18 protein-coding genes and 1 tRNA gene are annotated in these 20757 nt (G+C 32.3%); 8 read left to right on the forward strand and 11 right to left on the reverse strand.

Annotation, left to right across the window (positions count from 1 at the left end; genetic code table 11):
* The first annotated feature begins 39 nt into the window (after positions 1 to 39).
* A complete protein-coding gene (locus ACWA1F_RS12050; RefSeq protein WP_456893941.1) occupies positions 40 to 1506 on the forward strand; it encodes a glycoside hydrolase family 130 protein in 1467 nt (488 codons plus the stop codon).
* Positions 1507 to 1564: 58 nt separating this feature from the next.
* Here ACWA1F_RS12050 and ACWA1F_RS12055 read toward each other — a convergent pair whose 3' ends face one another.
* Both ACWA1F_RS12055 and ACWA1F_RS12060 read right to left on the reverse strand, forming a co-directional pair.
* Positions 1565 to 2338, reverse strand: coding sequence for a TIGR03915 family putative DNA repair protein (locus ACWA1F_RS12055; protein ID WP_456893942.1), 774 nt, complete (start codon positions 2336 to 2338; stop codon positions 1565 to 1567).
* Positions 2339 to 2343: 5 nt separating this feature from the next.
* Positions 2344 to 3600 (reverse strand): putative DNA modification/repair radical SAM protein, encoded by a 1257-nt coding sequence (locus ACWA1F_RS12060; RefSeq protein ID WP_456893943.1) that lies wholly within the window; start codon positions 3598 to 3600, stop codon positions 2344 to 2346.
* Positions 3601 to 3894: 294 nt separating this feature from the next.
* Here ACWA1F_RS12060 and ACWA1F_RS12065 point away from each other — a divergent pair, with 294 nt between their 5' ends.
* Entirely contained in the window at positions 3895 to 4140 is a 246-nt protein-coding gene (locus ACWA1F_RS12065; RefSeq protein ID WP_306158444.1) for a hypothetical protein, read from the forward strand.
* On the opposite strand, the gene ACWA1F_RS12070 is transcribed toward ACWA1F_RS12065, so the two are convergent.
* From ACWA1F_RS12070 to ACWA1F_RS12095, 6 genes are all read right to left on the reverse strand, one after another.
* Positions 4137 to 4565, reverse strand: coding sequence for an arsenate reductase ArsC (locus ACWA1F_RS12070; protein ID WP_456893944.1), 429 nt, complete (start codon positions 4563 to 4565; stop codon positions 4137 to 4139). The genes ACWA1F_RS12065 and ACWA1F_RS12070 overlap by 4 nt on opposite strands.
* A gap of 131 nt (positions 4566 to 4696) precedes the next feature.
* Positions 4697 to 5170, reverse strand: a complete 474-nt coding sequence (locus ACWA1F_RS12075; RefSeq protein ID WP_456893945.1) for a DUF6428 family protein — start codon at positions 5168 to 5170, stop codon at positions 4697 to 4699.
* 59 nt (positions 5171 to 5229) lie between these two features.
* On the reverse strand, positions 5230 to 5556 hold the full coding sequence (locus tag ACWA1F_RS12080; protein ID WP_456893946.1) for an ArsR/SmtB family transcription factor: 327 nt from the start codon (positions 5554 to 5556) through the stop codon (positions 5230 to 5232).
* A 136-nt stretch (positions 5557 to 5692) separates the two neighbouring features.
* Positions 5693 to 6790, reverse strand: coding sequence for a Ppx/GppA phosphatase family protein (locus ACWA1F_RS12085; RefSeq protein ID WP_456893947.1), 1098 nt, complete (start codon positions 6788 to 6790; stop codon positions 5693 to 5695).
* Between the two features lie 341 nt (positions 6791 to 7131).
* Positions 7132 to 11979, reverse strand: a complete 4848-nt coding sequence (locus tag ACWA1F_RS12090; protein WP_456893948.1) for a RecQ family ATP-dependent DNA helicase — start codon at positions 11977 to 11979, stop codon at positions 7132 to 7134.
* Positions 11980 to 12213: 234 nt separating this feature from the next.
* Complete coding sequence (locus tag ACWA1F_RS12095; RefSeq protein ID WP_456893949.1) at positions 12214 to 13710, reverse strand: tetratricopeptide repeat protein; 1497 nt, start codon at positions 13708 to 13710, stop codon at positions 12214 to 12216.
* Between the two features lie 127 nt (positions 13711 to 13837).
* Between ACWA1F_RS12095 and yiaA the strand changes: the two genes are divergently transcribed.
* Both yiaA and rsgA read left to right on the forward strand, forming a co-directional pair.
* Positions 13838 to 14308 (forward strand): inner membrane protein YiaA, encoded by a 471-nt coding sequence (gene yiaA / locus ACWA1F_RS12100; RefSeq protein ID WP_456893950.1) that lies wholly within the window; start codon positions 13838 to 13840, stop codon positions 14306 to 14308.
* Between the two features lie 460 nt (positions 14309 to 14768).
* The gene (gene rsgA / locus ACWA1F_RS12105) at positions 14769 to 15824 is read left to right on the forward strand and encodes a ribosome small subunit-dependent GTPase A (RefSeq protein WP_456893951.1); all 1056 of its coding nucleotides are present in this window, start codon (positions 14769 to 14771) and stop codon (positions 15822 to 15824) included.
* A 168-nt stretch (positions 15825 to 15992) separates the two neighbouring features.
* Here the strand turns inward: rsgA and ACWA1F_RS12110 are convergent, their stop codons facing one another.
* Positions 15993 to 16391 carry a lipocalin family protein gene (locus tag ACWA1F_RS12110; RefSeq protein ID WP_456893952.1) on the reverse strand — a complete coding sequence of 133 codons (399 nt, stop codon included), beginning with the start codon at positions 16389 to 16391 and terminating at the stop codon, positions 15993 to 15995.
* 671 nt (positions 16392 to 17062) lie between these two features.
* On the opposite strand from ACWA1F_RS12110, the gene ACWA1F_RS12115 reads away from it, so the two are divergent.
* Entirely contained in the window at positions 17063 to 17545 is a 483-nt protein-coding gene (locus tag ACWA1F_RS12115; protein ID WP_456893953.1) for a CPBP family intramembrane glutamic endopeptidase, read from the forward strand.
* A gap of 182 nt (positions 17546 to 17727) precedes the next feature.
* On the opposite strand, the gene ACWA1F_RS12120 is transcribed toward ACWA1F_RS12115, so the two are convergent.
* Positions 17728 to 18342 carry an NAD(P)H-dependent oxidoreductase gene (locus tag ACWA1F_RS12120; RefSeq protein WP_456893954.1) on the reverse strand — a complete coding sequence of 205 codons (615 nt, stop codon included), beginning with the start codon at positions 18340 to 18342 and terminating at the stop codon, positions 17728 to 17730.
* A gap of 113 nt (positions 18343 to 18455) precedes the next feature.
* Between ACWA1F_RS12120 and ACWA1F_RS12125 the strand changes: the two genes are divergently transcribed.
* The 3 genes from ACWA1F_RS12125 (at position 18456) to ACWA1F_RS12135 (ending at position 20471) form a co-directional block, all read left to right on the forward strand.
* Positions 18456 to 19349, forward strand: coding sequence for a LysR family transcriptional regulator (locus ACWA1F_RS12125; protein ID WP_456893955.1), 894 nt, complete (start codon positions 18456 to 18458; stop codon positions 19347 to 19349).
* A gap of 236 nt (positions 19350 to 19585) precedes the next feature.
* Positions 19586 to 20023: a hypothetical protein gene (locus tag ACWA1F_RS12130; protein WP_456893956.1), complete on the forward strand. Its 438-nt coding sequence runs from the start codon at positions 19586 to 19588 to the stop codon at positions 20021 to 20023.
* A gap of 79 nt (positions 20024 to 20102) precedes the next feature.
* A complete protein-coding gene (locus tag ACWA1F_RS12135) occupies positions 20103 to 20471 on the forward strand; it encodes a hypothetical protein (protein WP_456893957.1) in 369 nt (122 codons plus the stop codon).
* Positions 20472 to 20663: 192 nt separating this feature from the next.
* Here ACWA1F_RS12135 and ACWA1F_RS12140 read toward each other — a convergent pair.
* Positions 20664 to 20736 (reverse strand) — tRNA-Met (locus ACWA1F_RS12140).
* Between the last annotated feature and the right edge of the window lie 21 nt (positions 20737 to 20757).

Here is a 20757-nt window from a genome sequence, read left to right on the forward strand (position 1 = left end):
ATTATTCCTTTAATGTTATTGTCATAAAATTTTCCAATTATGCGAGTATCCGTTGTTCGAAAAAATATAAAATTTGCCCCAGATTCCAGAAGAGTTGTTGCCCGATATTTTATGAATGGGCAAGAAAGAACCCAGCAAATGGTGGTTCGGATTATGATGCTGGACGAAAAACAAGTCTTGCAGACTTTGGAACAGACACTTCGCGAATTTGCGAGAAGACATCGAAATATTTCGGCGGTATTTTTTAGACATTGCGAGCGAATTAGACCTATAATAGAAGGAATGCAGATTGATTATGATGGATTGTCTTTAGACCGAAAAATGCTGATTGGTTCTTATTGCACAATGGAATATGCGATAGAATCTGCTGCTATTTTCAATCCTTCTATTGTAGAAGATTTTGATCAGACTGGATTGGAAGCAGGAGAAAAACGAGTAATTATTTCTTTTCGCGCTACAGGTGAAGGCCATATTTCTTCGATTGTTTTTAGAAGAGGAATTTTGGATCGCAACAATGATCTGCACATTATGAAAATCGGAAGTCATATTGATCAGGCAGAGATTGAACATAAAACCTTATTTAATAAAGAGCGATTTTTAACCAAATTGTATGAAATGCATACAACGGATAAATATATTGCTCAGATTATGCAAGATCTTCCAGAGGAATTTGAATTTGCAGTACTTAAAAACACATTGATTGAAGCTTTAAAAGATCCTTTAATACGTGAAGAAAGAAAGGTCGCGCTACAAGAAATATTGTGGTTGGCGAACTCTTTTTACGATTTGCAGTTCAAACACGATTCGGATATTACAGAACGTGTTATATTTCCGATTTCAGACTCTGAAAGTCGCGGAATAGAAGATGCGCGTTTTGTACGTTTTGTCGATGATAATGATTCTGTTCGAGTTATGGCAACTTATACGGCATATAACGGACATACGATTTTGCCGAAGTTAATTTCTACCGAAGATTTTTATAGTTTTAGAGTAATGCCACTTCATGGAGAAGGAGCACAGAATAAAAATCTGGCTTTATTTCCTAGAAAAATAAAAGGCAAATATGCCATGCTGGCGAGAATTGATGGTGTAAATAATTACATTATGTATTCTGATCGGGTAACGCAATGGAATACGCCTGTTTTACTCCAAAAACCTAAGTTTACTTGGGAACTCACACAAATAGGAAATTGCGGATCGCCTCTTTGGACAGAAGAAGGCTGGCTTGTAATTACGCATGGAGTAGGAACCATGAGACGTTATTGCATTGGTGCATCGCTGTTTGATCTCGACGATCCTTCAAAAGAAATAGGAAGACTTTCAGAACCTTTGCTTTCTCCTTTAGAGGATGAGCGTGAAGGCTATGTGCCAAATGTGGTTTATTCTTGTGGAGCAATAATTCATAACAGCAGCTTAATTCTCCCTTATGCCGTATCAGATTATTCCTCAACTTATGCAGTAGTTGATTTAGTAGAATTGCTGGATGCACTTAAGAAAAGCAAATAACAAGTCTTGGAAATATTTTTTTCGAGCCAAATAGTCTATGTTGCGTTTAAATATGTTATTACCTTTTGTTGAGGTTTGGAATTTTTTCAATTAGATTTTTCCAATATCGTTTTGGCATGTGTTTGATATGAAGTTTGGTGTTTTTTCTCGATTCTATATTGACACTGCTGAAATAGTTGCGCCATAAATTCTGGAAAAACTCCTCGTTTTCATCATTTATTTCAGCTAAAAAACTGGAAGAATTAGATTCAAACTGCATTTCGACTGTTGAGACATTTTCAAGATCATAATAAATTCCGTACCGGCGTTTGGAGTCATAAATGAGCCAGCGCTGATCGGCGTAACGGTTTTTAAAATGTTGTTCAATAAGTGGTAAAACATCGCAGTCTGGTTCTACAATGGCATAATACAAATCGTCTTTTGTTAGTTTAAAACGAACAAAAGCTTTCATTCTATGACTTTCTTTTCCAGTTGAATGAGCCGCTTTTTTCACATTCAATACTTCGCTTCGGCTTAAATCTCCTTCGATATTAATCGGACTTGAAAAAGCATACTCCACATAACGGAACAGGATTTCTTCAATCTTATCCAATTCAGATAAAAAGGCAAAATAAATATTCTTAAAACCATTTGTAGAAAGACGCTGCTCGAGACCATTCAACACCCGATTTGCTTTAGTGCTGTCGTTTGTTATAAAATGAATGTTTGAAAAAAGTAACGAATTAGAGCTTTCTTCCTTTGCAAAAACAACATCTTTTAGTTTGTATTCGTAGATTTCAAAAACGGCGGTAAGCCAGCCTTCGAAACTTCCGTCGTAAATTATTTGTGTCATTTCAATTAAAATAAAGAAAGCTGGTTCGAAAAATCATTCTTGTATTTGCTGTTCTGCAAATTCAAAATCTGACTTTTTATTTGTACGGAAGTCAAATCTTTCTGCATATAAAAAGGCGATGAAAAAGCCAGAAAGTATCTGGAACGGTTATAGGCAATTCCTAATTTTTTTAAATCTTCGGGCTGTAATCTTTTGAAATTTCTGGCCGCAACTATTTTTTTAGCGCTCAGAAAACCAATTCCAGGAATACGCTGAATTAATTCTAAATCGGCCGTATTAATATCAACCGGAAATTGATCTAGATTTCGCAACGCCCACCCTAATTTAGGATCAATATCCAGATCGAGATTCGGCTGATCAAAACCCACAATTTCGTTGACATTAAATCCGTAATAACGAATGAGCCAATCGGCCTGATACAGACGGTTTTCTCGAATCATCGGAACAGGAGTTCCAATCGCGGGAAGTCTGTTGTCATGGCTTATGGGCACATAGCCAGAATAATACACGCGGCGCATTTTCATTTGTTCGTAAAAATAATTGGCCATTCCGAGAATTTCTATGTCGTTTTCTTTTGTGGCTCCAATTACCATTTGCGTGCTTTGCCCTGCGGGAGCAAAAAGTGGTGTTTTATAATTGGCTTTTTTCTCTTCTTGATAGCCAACGATTTCATTTTTAAGATATTCCATTGGCTTAATCACGTCGGAATGATTTTTATCTGGAGCCAAGAGTTTAAGGCTTTGTTCTGTTGGCATTTCGACATTTACGCTTAAGCGATCGGCATATAATCCGGCTTCTTTCAACAATTCTTCGCTGGCTCCTGGAATTGCTTTTAAATGAATATAGCCATTAAAATTTTCTTCTAATCGAAGTTTTTTTACAATTCTCACCAAACGCTCCATCGTATAATCGGGATTGTCAAAAATTCCAGAACTCAGAAATAAGCCTTCAATATAATTTCTGCGGTAAAAGCCAATCGTTAAATCTACAACTTCCTGTACAGTAAAAGCGGCACGTTTGATGTCGTTACTTTTTCGGCTCACACAATAAGCGCAGTCAAAAATGCAATGATTGGTAAGCAGAATTTTCAATAGAGAAACGCAGCGTCCGTCTTCGGTAAAGGCATGACAAATACCGCCTCCAGTGTCGCCTAACCCTTTGTTTTTGTTCTTGCGCGTGCTCTGTCCTGATGAGCAAGAAACATCATATTTGGCTGCATCTGCTAAAATCGCCAATTTTTCCATTACTCTGTCCTGTACCATTTTGCTCTTTTTTAGTTGTTTTGGAAACGAAAATTCAATCTTTCAAAGCTAGGAATTCATGCTAAAAAAGAAGCGGAAGAGGCTGTTCTAAATTGTATCAATTTTTTTTAAGAAGTCATTTTCGTATTAAAATTTTAATTAAATTTAAAACCCTGAAAAACAGGTATAAATACGGGGTCGTAAATTGTCAAAACTATTTACATTCGCCCCAATCGAAAAACTGATTTCCCCCCTTAACATTAGTTTTTCAGATTTAGGAGTATTAGCAGAAATTAAGAACAAACGGCTAAAACAATGAAATTTGTAAAAGGACAAGATGTTTCCTACACAGCATTGAGTGGGAGATCTTATAAGGGTACCATTATCGAAAGAAAAATGGATTTTAAAAAGGGGTTTATAATAAAATCGACTTCAAAAGAAAGAGATTTTCATTATCTCATTGAAATACAAAAAAACGGCACGACCGAGAAAATTCTTTGTGCCGAAAATCATCTTAAATTATTGGAAAAGAAAAAGCGTTCAGTAAAGAAAGCGGCTTAATTATAAGTAGCTAAATTCTCTGTAGAAAAGTTTTTACAATACTCTTTTATCAATTCTCTAACGGATCTAAATTGTTCTGTAATTTCAGCATCTGTTCCTGTTGCTTTTGCAGGATCAGGAAAGTTGTAATGAAATTTAACTGCTTTTGTTGGAAAAAATGGACAGCGCTCTTTAGCATTATCGCAAACCGTAATTACAAAATCGAAATCAATATTGGCGTATTCATCAATATTATTAGAAGTATGATTTGAAATGTCTATTCCATCTTCTCTCATTATCGAAATAGCTCTTGGGTTTATTCCATGAGTTTCGATTCCCGCACTATATATGTCAGCTTTATTTTGGGCAAAAAATCTCATATAGCCTTCTGCAATCTGACTTCTGCAGCTATTTCCAGTACAAAGTATTAGTATTTTCTTTTTCATAATTACACGAATAACCAAATGATATTTATAATGCAGAATTTTGGTTCAAAACCGAAAATTAGCTGTAGTAAAATAACAGAAGTGGTTATTATAATTGGTTTTTTGTGTTTATAGATTTTCTCTTTCATGTGTTAACAGCATCCTGAATCTGGAGTACAGCAAGAAGCGTTTTCATTATCCAATTCAATAAAATTAAGCTTTTGCTTTTCTGCTGGAATGCCGCATGAATCTTGTGCTAAGCAAGCCGTTGTTTTGTTTTTTAAGAGAAACGTTTTTCCGTTAAAACCTAAATCATATTTTCCAATTGTATCATTTTGATATTCAACTTCAATTTCAAAATCTTCTATATTTAACTTGTCTTCTGAAAGTTTAATAATGTGTAATAATTTAGAAGGCTTTAATCGATGTTCAAAATCATTGGCATTCCAAAGCTGAAAGTTTGCAACTTTTTCAGTTCTAATAACGCCACCACAATCAATAAAATGTTTTGTGACAATTCCAACTTCTGTAACATGAAAATGTTCGGGCACAAAAGTTCCATTTTCTAATTGAAACTCAACATTGTCCAATGTTGGTAAAATCTGTTTTATTTCTGATAATTTCATCTTGTTTTTATTTATTGGTTAAATGCAATATTACGATAGACTTTGTCAAAAAAAATGTTTTAGCAACATTTTGATTTTGATATAGTTTGTGTGATTTTTAAGAAATAGGAGTTTAAAATATCAATTGTTTTTTTATCAATGCAATAGCAAATGGTATTTCCAGAGATGCTTCCTTTAATAATTCCAGCATTTTTCAGCTCTTTTAAATGCTGAGAAATGGTAGGCTGGGCAAGAGGCAGTTCATTCACAATATCACCGCAAATGCATTCGTTTACTTTTAATAAATATTCGATAATAGCAATTCTTGCAGGATGCCCTAAAGCTTTAGCAATAATAGCAATTTGATTTTGTGCGTCTGTAAAATGTTCTGTCTTAGTTACTCCCATTTTTTTTGTTTTATAATATTGCAATATTACGATATTGTTTTGAAGGAGAAAATTTTTTAACAGATTAATTTAATTGAAAAAACAAAAGCTCCAGATTTCTCTGAAGCTTTATGATATTTTGAAAAAAAGAAAATACTTAGAAATTAGTATTGATCTTTTTTGAACGGTCAGCAATAAATGAGATTAACCAGATTACCTGTCCTTCTTTTACAAAGTAAACTTTCTTTGTTGCTAAATCTGGAATACTTTCTAAACAAGTTACAAGAATGTTGTTTGCAGAAATCAGGTATTTTTGGTCGTAAGTGCTTAAAACTCTAGCCGCTTCTTTGTTTGTTTTGGCAAGGTTAGTAAACTTACTGAAGTTATTTTTAAGAATAGCATCATAATCGATAACGTCTTGAAGAGTTAAAGCAACATAATGATCTTTGTTAACCTCTTCGTCAAAGAAAAGAGTAGAAAACGCCCAAACAGCTCCACCAGATAAGTATAATTTATTCTTTTTTGCTAAAGGAGGATTGGCATCAAATAATTCTTTGGTCTTTTTACGTAGAATCACATTGTAGTCAAAAGATTTTTCTTGATAAGTAGACATATCGTTTACCTGACTTTTATTTACTACTGTTTTTTCTACAGCATCAGTAAGCGTCATTGTTCCGAAACTAAGCTCCAAAGGAATGAACTCTAGTTTTCCGTCTTTTAGTTCGTCGATATAACCTCCTTTTGTTGTTTGCGCACCAATATCAAGAAGGAAAGCATTGGCAAAATCAACCGGCGGAATAGCACCTTTAACAAGTGTTTTTGCTTCTTCGTTTACATCTAATATTTCTAATTGTTTTCCAGTTAAAAGAGCAATTTTTTTCTTTAAAACATCTACGTTACGCGCAGAAGCAAAAACAGGAGCCGCTACAACAAAAATGTTCTCTTCAAGAATTTTGTTTTCAGCTTTAATTTTCTGCAATTGGTTGGTAACCGTAACAGTGGTTTTGGTGATATCTTCCTGAGTAAGTTCGCCATTAGCAGTAATATGGTCAGCAAACGGAATTCTCTCTGTCCAGAAAGAAAGAATTTTATAATCAGCTTTTTTGATATTGCTTACGTCAATAACAGAAACTTTTATAGCTCTACGTCCGATTTCGATTCCGGCGTAAACACTTTTCTGAGAGAATAAAGTAACAGAAAAAAATAAAGTTAAAAGGGTAAAAAGTAAAATTTTGGGGTTGTGTTTGTTTTGCATTGTATTGATTTGCGGTTATAATAATTGAAAATGTACAACAGTTGTTAGTTCGTTTAATTTAAGAATACGCTTACCAGTGGTGAGATGGCGTAAAATATAAACTACTAATTTTTAAAGCTGCAAATTTATGAAAAACATCTGCTAAATAGAAAGCTCCTGATTAAGAAAATATTATTTTAATCAAGGAAAAGAGGTGCTAATATGCAAAATATTGAAAATTATTGTCGGAAATAGAATAATTTGTGTGGAGAATTGTTGTTGCTGGTTTTTTTGAAGTGTGAAAAAGTAGCTTATGGAGCAAAAATTATTTAGCTTAAATAAAGAGAAAAGAATTTCTAATTCTAAACATTTGTGAAAACTTCAAAATAAAGCTCAGGCAAGATTATTTTAATTTCCTGAGAAGTTTCTTCCTTAAACCAATACAATATGAAATTTACATTTGCACTTTTTAGCTCGTAATTTTTAGCTTTCATTTCCTCAATTTTGGTGATAAATTGCTTTGAAAACTTTAATACAGATTGTCCGTTAGAATTTAAGCATTCGTTTCCATTTATATGCAGTTTATCACCAGATATTAGTTGAGAAACTAAACTCTGCCTGTCAATAAAAAAGTCAAGCCAGATGTCTTTCAAAGTGGTATGTACGGCAATTTTATCAGGAGAAGCGTAAATTTCATTATCGTCTATTTTTTCCAGATTTTCGGCGGTCAAATGATGAAGATAATTTGCATTGAGATGAACATGTAAATTACGTTTAGTTCTGGTCATTGCAACATACAATTGACGTTTAGCTTCATCGGTATCTTGATTAAAATTTTCAAGTAAGAGGAATACATTATCAAACTCTTTTCCTTTGGCTTTATGGATCGTTGATACAAACATTGTTTCACCATTTTGACTATAAAAATCCTCCAGTTTAGATTCCCGTATTAAAACTTCTAAATCAGATTTGTACTTTTTATTAGGATTAGTGTTTTCAAAATCTTTGATGAGATTAAGGCAAATTTCTAGTTTGTTACTATAACGAAAAGTGTTTTTTAGCTCTTCTTTGGCAGTATTCCAGATATCATCACTAATGGTGTAAATATCTGGGCCTAAATCAACTTTGCTTAAAAAAAATCGAACCTCAACTAGATTGCATAAATTATAGCCATCATTAGATTGTATTAGTTTTGCTTTAATGTTATTTTTTAAAAGCAGTCCTGCAACTTTTATAGATTCCTCGTTGGTTTTTGTGAGTATGCATGTAGTTCCAGAAAGATCTGTGTTGGCGGCCTGATTTGCCAGAGGCGTAATCAGATTGCTGTTTTGATACCTAACAATCTTGATTTTTCCGTTATCGGTTTGAGTGGCAATAATCGGAGTTTCTTTTAAACGGTGTTGAATTTGTCGGACATATTGATTTGAAAATTCGACTAAATTACGCTTGCTACGGTAATTTTCAACCAATTCATGTTTGATGGCATTGTTATCATTAATAAACTGTTCAAGATATTTAGAACTAGCTCCTCTAAACTCATAAATATTTTGGTCATCATCTCCTACTGCAATAACTCTCATTTCATCATTCTGTTCCATCAATGCGTTTATGAGAGCGAACTCATCTTTGTTCATATCCTGAGCTTCATCAATCACTAAAACAGTCTTGGTGATTTTATTGGCTTCAACATCACCATTTTTAATTCTTTCAACAGTAGTGTTTAAAATAGCTGTCGATTTTTCTACAGTACCAACTTTACCTAAAAGATCGAAACAGTAAGAATGAAATGTTTTTATTTCGATAAAATTTGCAGCATTGCCAATTAGATCTAATAAGCGTTTCTTAAATTCGGTAGCTGCAGCCCTTGAAAAAGTCAACATGAGTAACTGTTCGTGTTTTACATCTTCCATTAGCAATAGCGAAGCAAGTTTGTGAACTAAAACTTTTGTTTTTCCACTGCCTGGGCCAGCAGCTACAACTATATGCCTTGCTTCATTATCATTAATAATCTTCAATTGTGTAGGAGATAATTCGCCAAATAGTTGCCTGAATTTTGCGGGAGTAATATTCCGTTTAATTTCATTTTGTCTACTGCCTTTAAAATATTTGTTCAAAAATGAATCATAATTCAGATGAAAGTAATCTTCCACAAACTGAAGTGCGTTTTTGTAATCGTCAATCATTCTTTGAGCATATTCTCCCACAATATGAATTTGCTGCACTTTGCTTTCGTAAAACTGATTGAGCTTTTGATAATCGTCTTTCGTGTATTGTTTTTTATTATTTTGTTCCGTTCGTTCAATGGTTAAAGCATTATAAACAACAAGAAAACCGCCTTCTATCTTTATTGCCTCGATTCGAGAAAGATAAAACAGAGTATCTTCAATATCATAAATGCTTATTTCTTTTTTGAAAAGGTCGCCGCTGTTATCATAAGCTGATTTTAATTCATGAACCGAAAATTCGATGAGAATTTCGTCTTTATCTTCCTGATCTTTTGCAATGTTATTCATTTTATTGTCATAGAAAAAAGCAGTAATAAAATTGGCAAGTTCATGACGTTTTTCGAGCTTCTCTTTTAACTCTTTCTTATTTTGAAGACAGAGTAAGGCAATATGGTTTTTGTTGTGTTTTAAATTTTTCCTTTTAATCCAGTTTTTGATACACCAAAAATTAATTATCGTTTTTATTTTATTAGTGTTTACATTTTCACAACCGTATTTTTCAGCATCTTCGTTCAGTTCTTTCAAATTAAAAACACTTTCTTCTTCCTTGAAGTGCGGAAATAAAAAGTTTTCAATTTTACTGTATGTTTCTACAATAGCAAGAGAACGGTTTTTATGTTCTGTTTTCTTTATAAAAGCAGTTAAATCTTTGGCATCGGCCAAAATATTTTCTTCTCGCAATAAGTTAATTATATTAATAACTTCTTCTCGTACAATTCCCAAATGGTCGCTAATATAATCTACCCTTGATTCGGCAGTTTCATTGCTAGATTCTTTTTTGCTTCTGCTTGAAAAAAGTTTCTTTATAATTCGTACACCTTGTTCTTTTTGCTTTTCTTCAAATTTTTCAGAAGAGTTTATTTTATCAATAGCTTTCTGAGCATTTTCAGATAAAATGCTGCTGGCAAAAATCCTTGGCATATTTTGTCCGCGTTTAAGGTATCCAGCATCTTCCAAGGCCGCTATTGCTGTAGTAACTCTTGTTTCTATTTCTACAACACTATCGTCCCATCCTGCTTTTCTGGCTATTTCCAATGCAGAATTAGATACTTTAGAACGAAATCGAGTAATGTCTTTTATCGCTTTCCAAATCTGCTGAATTTCCCTTATTGAAAGTTTGGTTTGGTTTAGTAGAATGAAGTGCTTGCTGAGGTCTTCTTCATTAAACAGCACAAAACAATCTGCTGAAATATTTTCGTCTCGACCTGCGCGCCCTGCTTCCTGAATATAGTTTTCGAGTGAATCTGAAATTTCGTAATGAATAACCAAACCCACGTCTTTTTTATCTACTCCCATACCAAATGCAGAAGTTGCCACCATAATTTGGGTTTCTCCACTTAAAAATGCATTTTGGTTTTCGGTTTTATCCTTTTTATCCATTTTGCCGTGATATGGTTTTGCATTAAAACCATCCTTTACCAGCTGTTCGGCAAGTTTAAAAGCTCTAATGGTTCTAGAGACGTAAATAATTGTCGGACATTTTTTCTCTTCAATCAAATCCCTTACTGTCAAATATTTTTCGTCTTCACTTTGCCTTTTAAAAACCTTGTAATGAAGATTTGTCCTCGCTGCTTTTGAAGTGAATACTTCAAGATTTATCGATAATTTTTCCTTAAAATAATCTCGGATATCTTCAATTACTTTCTGTTTGGCTGTGGCGGTAAAGCAGGAAACGGGGATGCTGTCTTCAAGGTTTTTCTTCTGTTGGATTAATTTTATAAAATCGCCAATGTAGAGATAGTCAACTCTAAAATCTTGTCCCCATGACGAAAAGCAGTGCGCTTCATCAATGACAAAGCGAGCCACTTTTCTGCCTAAAATTAGTTTTTCGATAGTTCTCGAGCGCAATGATTCTGGAGAAATATATAGAATGGATGCTGCTCCGTTTTCAATTCTTTCCAATGATTTGGCTCTTTCAATCGGGTCTAATAACCCATTGACAGTAACCGCTTCCGTTATTCCGTTTTTTTCAAGATTGTCAACCTGGTCTTTCATTAGCGACTGGAGCGGAGAAATTACAATAGTAAGTCCTTTAGAGTTTTCGGCGCTCATAAGAGCAGGAACCTGAAATGTGATTGATTTTCCGCCGCCAGTTGGAAAAACAGCTAGTACTGATTTGTTGTTAACGGCAGCTCTAACTGCTTTTTCCTGAAGTGGTTCGCCACCATAGGCGCGGTATGAATTAAAGCCAAAGAATTTACTTAGCCCTTTGTAGATATCTAAAGCATTGTTGCAGTAATTGCAGCCAGTTAAGCAGGGTTTACTTCGTAATAGTAACATGATGCGTTCTACCTCGGGATAGTTTTTAAGAACCCAAGGAGGCGTGATAGAATGAATCTTTTTGTGAACTATAAACGAATTGATCAGCGAAAGACAATAGGCCAATTCTATAGGATGTTCAGCTATTATTCTAGCTAAATCTGAATGTTCACAAATTTCATCTCTGAATTTTGATCTAATAATAATTTCTACTCGAGAGTTTGTACTGCTATAATTTATAAACCGAAAAAACGCGCCAAATTCTTTTGTTGGATTTAATAAAAGCCAAAAGATTTCTTTAAGCGTTTCATCTGTTTGCCAAAATTCAGCAACTTCGCTATTAAATAAATCACGTGCTTTTATAGAATCGTTTACGGGGTTATTTCTTTCTTCTGTCTGAAGTTTATCATCTTTTACTAAGGAATGATAAGGTATTGTTGGAAACAGTAATGCTGACAGATGTAAGGTGTCAATTATGTTGGAAGAATTGATGCCAGCTTGCTGAACTGCGTTTCCTATGTATTTTATATCATGATTTAAAATGTTGTGGCCGCAGATATATTCGCTTCCTTTCAAAAACTGAGTAAAATTGTCTAAAGAGGTCTGATGAAATAAATTGCCGTCTTCCTTCATTGCACCCAAATCAAGAATTTTGCCTCTTAATTGTTCAATTTCGGTATCAATAAATGTAATTAAGCGGGTACTATTTTGTTCATCTATTAGCATTCAACTTAACAAGATTATGTTTTGATTTCTTTTGAGAAATAAATATGCAAATGTTTAAAGGAGAGGATGATATATAGCTAATGTAGTGTTTAATTTCTAAATTTAAAAGACTTACGTTAAAATAAGTTTTTTTGTATTAAATAAGAATTTATTTTAAAACGAAAAAAAACTCAAATTGCTCTATAGATTTTTATCTTGAATTATAAAAAGCTGTTAAGATTATCCAGCGAAAAATTAAATCGTTACAAGATTCAAAGTTGTTTCATAAGTCGCTTTTTGTCTCACTTTTGCAACCAGCCACGATAAGAAACTCATAATTAAAATGTCTTTAGGACCGTTTTGTGCTACAATTATAAAATCTTCTATTGCTGTTTGAAATTTTGGTGTTCGAATAATTTCGGGTTTCATTACATATTGTTCTACAAATAAAAGATAATGTACAACGCGTTCTTCATTCACCGTTAAAAGATATTTTTTATAGCGTCGTTTAAAGCTTTTTATTCGCGACAAAGCCAATTCTGTATTTTCTTGCTGTGTATGCAGAAGTAATTCAACAAGGGATTTTTTTATTGTCCAATCCATTCCCATTTTCTTTTCGTACCAACTGTCAGTATGGTTTAATTTTGCCATTTCTTTAGCGGCTTTAGCTCCTGCATTTTGCTGGACATAAAAAACAATAAGCATGAGACGAATGTCATTACTATCATTAGGATCTGCTTTTTTGTTTGAAGAAAGCGCTTTTTCGGCAATTTCTATAGCTTTTTCAGCATTGCCAAGATAATTTTGATTAAAAGCCAGCAATAAAAAATACCTGAGACAGAAACGCTGATAATATTTTCCAGACTGTTTTTGAAGTTCGGTAAATATTAATTCGAGATACTTCAAAGATTCGGTGAATTGGCCGTTCCGAAAATAGAAATTAGCTATAAAATACAAGATGTAGATATGATAATATAAATGTCGGTCTTTGAGTCCAATTTTTTTACTAATGAAATGATAGCTTTTAATAACAAAAGGCTGTATGAGAGAAAAATTATTGTTTATAGAAGCGTATTCGTTAGCAATGAATAATATTTGGTACAGTGATTTAAAAGTTAATCCTTGTTTTAGCGATATTCCATGCGTTTCGATGGTGTTTTTTATAATGGCCTGAAAATCGACTATTCGCCCCTCATGGTGAATAGCAGCAAGTTCACGACGCAAAACAGCATAACCTAAATTGAGCTGTTCTTCATATTCGAGCTGTTTTTTATTGGCTTTAAACTTCTGTATTATTTTTTCAATTGGTTCTGAGAGATTAAAATGCGCAAATTGAATCTGAGTCTGATAGATTTCGTTGAGAAGGCTGAAATGTTCAATACTCGCTCCAATCTCTTCGGCTTTTGCCAAGCATTTAAAAGCTGTTTTTGTGAGTTTATGTTCAAAGAACAAGCGACTTACCACAATAAGACGAAGAACTGCATTTTCTTGCGAAGTATCATTTTCAAAACTTCGATTCGCCATAAAATCAATCATGCTATCGTAAAGCCTTTTTCGAAGTGCATGATAAGCATCCAGACTTTTTTTGCCTTCTAGAAAATTATTTTTAAGTTTTATATCGTCAGTTTTTAGAGAATTGAATAACTCTATATTTCCTGTATCTTTACGTTTGTTCTTTTTTGATAGATAACTTATGAATGCTTTTTTTTCATTTTCATTCATCATATTGGCTATTTCTTGCAGTGCATTCATAAGTGCGGTTTTAGGAAGATAAAAATAGTAAAATACATTTTATATCGTCAGTTTTTTAAAGAAATTGACTTTCACAACTTCTTATTCATTCAGACATTTGCTTCATAATTATAAAAACATAAAAATTATGGAACCGCTAAAATCAAATGAATTAAACAGCAATTCAGAATCAAAAAATGCAAGATCAAATAATGGCTATCCTTTAAAGCCAAGTGTCGCTTTTGTGGGCGCATCGTGGATGACTTTACTTATAGGGATGACCTCATATTGTATTGGACTTTATAATTCGGATATGGCTTACAACGAAAAAGGATATTATTTCACCATTCTTCTCTTCGGTCTTTTCTCAGTAATTTCAGTCCAAAAAAGTGTACGTGACAGGCTAGAAGGAATACCCGTAACCGATTTGTATTATAGTATAAGCTGGTTTAGTACGATTGCTTCGATAGTATTATTAATAATTGGTCTTTGGAATGCCCAACTACTACTAAGTGAAAAGGGATTCTTCGGAATGTCGTTTGTATTAGGCTTATTTTCTGCACTTGCTGTTCAGAAAAATACCAGAGACCTGAAACAATTTGAATCGGCTAATGTATAGTTTTTAGCGGGCCTCATTACTGTCACATACTTGTGCAGTTTTGGGGTTTTCTAAACTTTAGAATAATTAAACAAAAAGCTTCAGAGAAATCTGAAGCTTTTGTTTTTAGTAGCCGTAATGAATCAATTTCAAAACCAGTATTGATGATTCAACAAAAATATTCACTATCTTTGCAAGATGTTAAATACTTCATTTAAATCGGATTTTGTATTGTAAACAATTTGTATTTCATGTACAAATTGTCCTTTCGTTTATTCTCGGGTAACTCTATTCGAGGATAATCTCTATTATATCAATTAAATTTTAATTCTACATACAACGATGATTGCATTGCTATGCTTTCAGGTGTATGCTATATACGTTAAGAAAATATTGATTAGGAACTTATGAAGCCAAGCTATACTATTAAGTATAAAGAACGCTGTGGCTATCTGTTTTACAATACAAAAAAGTTATAACAATGAATTATTTACATATTTATGGCTGGAACGATAAGTTGAACCAGCTCAAACAACAATCTTTATATAAAAATCTTTCTCATGGGCGCGTGTCCATCGTAAACAGAACATGCTACGAAATTATTTTTGAAAACGGACTATTTCAATGTGAACTCTCTGGAAATATGATGTTTGGAAAATCAAATTTTGAATTGCCTTGCGTAGGCGATTGGGTTATTTTTCAGCCATTCGATGAGAATAAAGGAATTATAGTTGATCTATTGCCTCGTGAACGGACATTGCATCGCAAGAAAAGCGGAACTATTGCCGACAGACAAGTCATTGCGTCGTATGTCGATAAGGCATTTATTGTGCAGGGTTTGGACGATAATTTTAATGTTCGTCGAGTAGAACGCTTCATGATCCAGATATTGGAAGAAAATATTAGTCCCGTATTGGTTCTAAATAAAGCCGATTTAGATTTTGACGAAGAGAAAGTGAATGAATCAATTAAACATATCGCCCGTCAGATACCAGTATTTTTTACAAGTATTCATGAACCTCAAACGATTGTTCGGTTGCGGGAATCTATTAAGGAAGGCGAAACCGTGGTCTTTGTCGGATCTTCGGGTGTGGGAAAAAGTTCTTTGGTTAATGCACTTTGCGAAAAGTCATTACTGCTTACGTCTGATATAAGTGAATCTACAGGAAAAGGGCGGCACACTTCGACTCGTCGTGAAATGATATCGATGGACGGTTCTGGTGTTTTAATTGACACTCCTGGTGTTCGCGAATTTGGATTGACTATTGATAATTCCGATTTGATTGCAGAAATGTTAGAGATTTCCGACTATGAAGAATTATGCCGTTTTAAAGATTGTACACATACCAATGAACCTGAATGTGCCGTTCTGGAAGCAGTGAATAATGGCATGTTAGATGATAAGGTATATGAAAGTTATTTGAAACTTCAACGAGAAGCATGGCATTTTTCGACTTCAACTCATGAAAAACGTAAAAAAGACAAGTCTTTTTCAAAGCTCATAGATGAAGTAAAGAAACGCAAAACAAATTTTTAATATCTATTTAAATGGTGTGGGTGCTTTTTGAATGCTCACACCATTATATTTTGTGTTTTCTCTGAATGAAAAAGTTTTATCTAAAGTACGCAAACAAACAAAAAGCTTCAGAGGAATCTGAAGCTTTTTTTGTTTTCAATTGAGTTTGCAGTTATTGTATTTAAAAATTTAATTAACTCGTTTAAATTTTTGAGAATATCCTTCATTAGAAATAAAATTTAAAATCAGATATTCGTCTTCAAGTTCAAACGAGATCGTTGCTATGTTTGGGTTCTGGCAATTGGTCGTTATAGAATTATTTGTCAAGCTATAACTTCCAGAACTTTTAATCTCTTCAGAATATGGATCACACAATGAGCTATTGGTTGTTATGGTTCCATTACTTTTAAATTCGATTGTTTTATTACTTTCTATTGCTCTAAAAGTCCCGCTTCCGTCTCCTGGATCAGCATTTACTTCAATTAATTTCCAAGTTCCTATCACAGTAGATTCAGATGATTTCTCCTCTTCATTGCTACAAGAGAATAAAATTCCGATACATAATAAAAGTAAAATCTGCTTTTTCATTTTTTGGCTGTTTTATGGTTATAATATGCAGATGGTCAGTTGTATAAAAGGTTGCGTTGAAATTTCAATAAAGATAAAACTTATAAATAAATAAGTAGAAATCTAGTAGAATTTTCGAAATAGATAAAACGAAATTTATGTTTACTTGTTCCTGTTTGCTAATCATCTATATTTCTATTCAAACGTTAAATTTTGTAAAATGTGGTTTTACGTAAGGAATTTTCGTTCAAATAATTGATATTTGTATATGAGTTATTTTTTGATAAATGGAAAATAACAAGTTGATTTTTAATTAATAAAAATTTATGGAAATACCTTCTGGATTAAAGCCAATACTGATTGCTATTTATATTTTGGGATTTGTATACCTGTCAGGATATGCAATTGGACAATTTTTGAAGTAATTGTAATATTCAGGATATTCTGAACTAGCCTTTTTTAATAACAAATTAATGTTTAATGTAAATTATTTAAATATGATAAAAGAAAGCGAAAAAAGAAAAATTTGGTTTCTATTGGGACTAATGTTGTTTTGTCTAATTGTTTCAATATGGGTGTTTGAAAAAGGAGAACTTTTGGGAGCCACCTTGGCAAAATAATTGTAAAATTTGTAATGATAGTTCCTAAAGGCTTGAACCCATTAGAACTTGCCAACTTCGATAGTTTGCTTTATGAAAGATATATACACAATTTCAAAAATTAGAAATAGTATTCTTGGACTTAGAGATTGGGAACTCGTTTTGCTTATACTTCTTCTGAATTTTTTAAATAATTATATATTCTCTGTTGTTTCAGATCTCTTCGATATTTCTTTAAGCAAAGGATTTGATGATAATTACACGATTAAAGAAAAAATAGTTCTATTTGTTGTGGTTGCTCCTCTTATTGAAACTCTATTATTTCAGTACGCCGTTATCGAGATTTGTAAGAGCATTAAAATGAGATTGAAATATTGCTGCCTCATATCTGCTTTTGTTTTTGCATCATTCCATCTGTATAATGTTTTTTATTTTTTGTTTGCTTTTACTGGAGGATTGTTGTTTGCTTTTTTATATATAAAAGGCAACAGTCAAAAAAAGGCAATATTATTGCCATTGGTAGCGCATACTATATATAATGGTTCTGTTTTTATTATTAAAACATATTTAACTTAGAATAATTTTTAATCATCACAAAAAAAAACACCACTCGTAAGTGGTATTTTTTTGTGATTAATATTCTAGAAAAAGAAGTAACCAACAGAAACTTTAAATATGTTTTGAACAGAATATCTTCTTTTAAAGCTTAAGAAATTTAGATGCCAGTGTTATTCATTATGTATTTCTTTTCTGAATAGTTAGTACCATCTATTAACCAAAGTTTTTATTTCTAATTTCGCATTTTCAAGAATTGAATTTAATTGGTCTCTATTTTGGTCAACCCCAAAAGCTGAAATCTGTTCTGAATAGATACCCATAAAATCAAAATTTTGTTTTATTGTAGATGAAGCAAATTCCTTGATATTATCAGAATTATTATAATCGAATCCACTAACCACTATTGATAACGCTTTTTTATCTTTACAAAGACCACTAAAACCTGTTTCAGGACTAAAAGAAAATGTCTTATCACTAACGACAATAGCATCTATCCAAGCCTTTACTGTTGCTGGCATTGTAAAATTGTAAATAGGAAAAGCCAATACAATATTATCAGCAGCAATAACTTCATCTATAAGTTTATGATGATTAGATAGAGTTAAGAGTTCCATTTCTGAAAAGTCTCTTTTGCCCATATTCCATTGCATTATTAAATTCAAATTTTTCTCTAATAATAATTCTGGTGGAGTTTCAGCTAAATTTAAATGTTTTATTTCTGTTTTTCCTTTTGCTAGTTCCACAAACTGATCAAATAAAATTTGGGTGTAAGAGCCTTTTCTAGGTGTGTAGTTTATTGCTAATGTTTTTGTCATTTCTTATTATTTAAATAGTTTATTACTAATGATTTGTCCGTTTTTTTTACAAATATAGAATCAACACATTGATAATTTTAATTATTTTTGTTTACCTATTTATAATATATGTTATGATTAATTTAGAATGGTTGAGAACTTTTAGCGCTATATATGAATGTAAAAATATAACAGAAGCTTCAAAAAAATTAAATATGACTCAACCTGGAGTCAGTAAACATTTATCTGCCCTAGAAAGTCATGTTGGAAAAAAACTATTTGAGCGAACTACTCGGAAATTAGCACCTACCGAATATGGGAAATTTTTATATTCACAAATTAACAATCCATTAAGTGAATTAGAAAAAGTAGAATATTATTCGAGTCAAAGAACAAAAAAACAGCGATCTGCAATAGCAATTGGTTGTACCACAGACTTTTTCAAGAAAGAATTGATACATCACATTTATACTTTTGATATGTATATAGTGACCCAATTTGGAAATGAAAAAGAATTGATTGAAGCTCTTGAAATGGAAAAAATTCAATTATTGGTTGGAATAAAAAAACACGAGACTTACGGTCATCAATTCACATATTTAAAGAATGAAGAGTTAGAATTAATTTGCTCCAATTCTATTGTTATTCCAGAGAATATTGAAAAAAATGACAAGCAATTCATCACGTGGCTACAAAATCAAACTTGGTTTACATATGACAATGACCAAAATGATATAAAAAAGTTCTGGGATTTTAGATTTAATACTAATCCTAGAATAGTTCCAAGATATATTTTACCCTCTTATTTGGACACAATAGAAACTTTAAAAAATAATAGCGGATTTAGTATAGTTCCTAAATATTTATGTGATGAAGAGTTAAAACAAAAATTAATTAAAACACCAATTAAGTCTTCCAAAATAATAGAGCAAAAACTATTTTATTCATTCAAGCTGAAGAATAGGAACTTGAAAGAAATTAACCTTTTTATAGAAAAGATGAAACAAACTAATTTAAATCCTTGTTAAATTACACGCTGACGCGAACGTCTCGCTCGTGAACAAGCAAAGTAAACAATAAAAGCTCCAGATTTCTCTGAAGCTTTTATTGTTGTAGAGGGAACAGGAGTAGAACCTGTATCGCTGCGGAGAAATCAATTAAACTAAAATTTCTTTTGATGATTGATGATAAAAAACTATATTTTTGAAATGAAATTAATAATCAATTGGCGGAATAATTTATTATAAAAAGTAACAAAGAAAATATGAAAATTGTCGATAATGAACAAACTTGGAAAGGTTCCTTTTCATACTTGGAAGGTTATGATGTTATTGATAGTTACATAAATGTGTCATTCAAAATGAATTTGATTTTTGATGGTGATTCATTTGTAGGAACCACAATCGATTCAGAATCTGAAAATATCATCACAGAACCTATTCTAGTAAAAGGATTTATTGAAAATGATCAAATTAGTTTCGTAGTAAATTATCCATATCATTATTATAAAGATGAAAATGATAAAATTTTAATCGATAAAAATTTGAGTCACCCTAATATCGAATATCTCGGATTTTATGATCAAGTTGAGAAAAAATTTTTCGGAACTTGGGAAATGATTATTTCTGCTGAAAAAATAACAGAAGAAGAATATATAGAAGAAGTTGCAAGTGGGGGATTTGAAATTTACAGAGATAAATAATTTTTAAGTTTATTCGATTTGAATGATGATGTCGAGGTTTAGAATCTATGTTTTTATAGGATGTACAGTTATTATAAATTTGTTTTTTTTAAATAATGTACAGGCTCAGAAAAAAGAAAAAAGAGATACGCTGTATTTTAAAATAGATAATTCCTATCTTTTTGAAACAAAGAATATTCCTAAAACCTTTTTTATTAAAGATAGAAATGGACACACCGAATTTTGTTTTCAAGAAGCTGAAATTTTGTTTGATTTAAAACCTATGGAAGTCTTGGATTTAAAATATTTTATTAGGAATTCAAAATTCTTTATAAATGAAGGGATAATATCTTTAGATATAAAAGGGCTGATGGATTTTATGAAAAATTATAAAATTATTTTAATAAGGGAAGGTGAAGGAAAGACCGATTATATTAAAGTAAATATTTCAATTATGATTTTCGGATAGTGTCAGGATAAATTTTAAACCTCAAAATAATCTGTTTAAACTGAGTAAAGTACTTTAAAATAAAAAGCTTCAGAGAAATCTGAAGCTTTTTGTCTTAGTACTGGCAACAGGACTCGAGTTCCTGTCGAATATGAGCTTTCTTATTAATTCAAAAAAAAAAACACCACTTTGCTTAAAGTGGTGTTCTGTTAGTAGCGGGAACAGGACTCGAACCTGTGACCTTCGGGTTATGAGCCCGACGAGCTGCCTACTGCTCTATCCCGCGATGTTTCGGGTGCAAAGATAC

It is taken from the genome of Flavobacterium erigeronis (assembly GCF_054075165.1).

Bases quoted from the DNA above. Each gene is read 5' to 3' on its own strand.
- ACWA1F_RS12050 (WP_456893941.1), top strand. From the start codon at position 40: ATGCGAGTATCCGTTGTTCGAAAAAATATAAAATTTGCCCCAGATTCC.
- ACWA1F_RS12055 (WP_456893942.1), bottom strand. From the start codon at position 2,338: ATGACACAAATAATTTACGACGGAAGTTTCGAAGGCTGGCTTACCGCC.
- ACWA1F_RS12060 (WP_456893943.1), bottom strand. From the start codon at position 3,600: ATGGTACAGGACAGAGTAATGGAAAAATTGGCGATTTTAGCAGATGCA.
- ACWA1F_RS12065 (WP_306158444.1), top strand. From the start codon at position 3,895: ATGAAATTTGTAAAAGGACAAGATGTTTCCTACACAGCATTGAGTGGG.
- ACWA1F_RS12070 (WP_456893944.1), bottom strand. From the start codon at position 4,565: ATGAAAAAGAAAATACTAATACTTTGTACTGGAAATAGCTGCAGAAGT.
- ACWA1F_RS12075 (WP_456893945.1), bottom strand. From the start codon at position 5,170: ATGAAATTATCAGAAATAAAACAGATTTTACCAACATTGGACAATGTT.
- ACWA1F_RS12080 (WP_456893946.1), bottom strand. From the start codon at position 5,556: ATGGGAGTAACTAAGACAGAACATTTTACAGACGCACAAAATCAAATT.
- ACWA1F_RS12085 (WP_456893947.1), bottom strand. From the start codon at position 6,790: ATGCAAAACAAACACAACCCCAAAATTTTACTTTTTACCCTTTTAACT.
- ACWA1F_RS12090 (WP_456893948.1), bottom strand. From the start codon at position 11,979: ATGCTAATAGATGAACAAAATAGTACCCGCTTAATTACATTTATTGAT.
- ACWA1F_RS12095 (WP_456893949.1), bottom strand. From the start codon at position 13,710: ATGAATGCACTGCAAGAAATAGCCAATATGATGAATGAAAATGAAAAA.
- yiaA (WP_456893950.1), top strand. From the start codon at position 13,838: ATGGAACCGCTAAAATCAAATGAATTAAACAGCAATTCAGAATCAAAA.
- rsgA (WP_456893951.1), top strand. From the start codon at position 14,769: ATGAATTATTTACATATTTATGGCTGGAACGATAAGTTGAACCAGCTC.
- ACWA1F_RS12110 (WP_456893952.1), bottom strand. From the start codon at position 16,391: ATGAAAAAGCAGATTTTACTTTTATTATGTATCGGAATTTTATTCTCT.
- ACWA1F_RS12115 (WP_456893953.1), top strand. From the start codon at position 17,063: ATGAAAGATATATACACAATTTCAAAAATTAGAAATAGTATTCTTGGA.
- ACWA1F_RS12120 (WP_456893954.1), bottom strand. From the start codon at position 18,342: ATGACAAAAACATTAGCAATAAACTACACACCTAGAAAAGGCTCTTAC.
- ACWA1F_RS12125 (WP_456893955.1), top strand. From the start codon at position 18,456: ATGATTAATTTAGAATGGTTGAGAACTTTTAGCGCTATATATGAATGT.
- ACWA1F_RS12130 (WP_456893956.1), top strand. From the start codon at position 19,586: ATGAAAATTGTCGATAATGAACAAACTTGGAAAGGTTCCTTTTCATAC.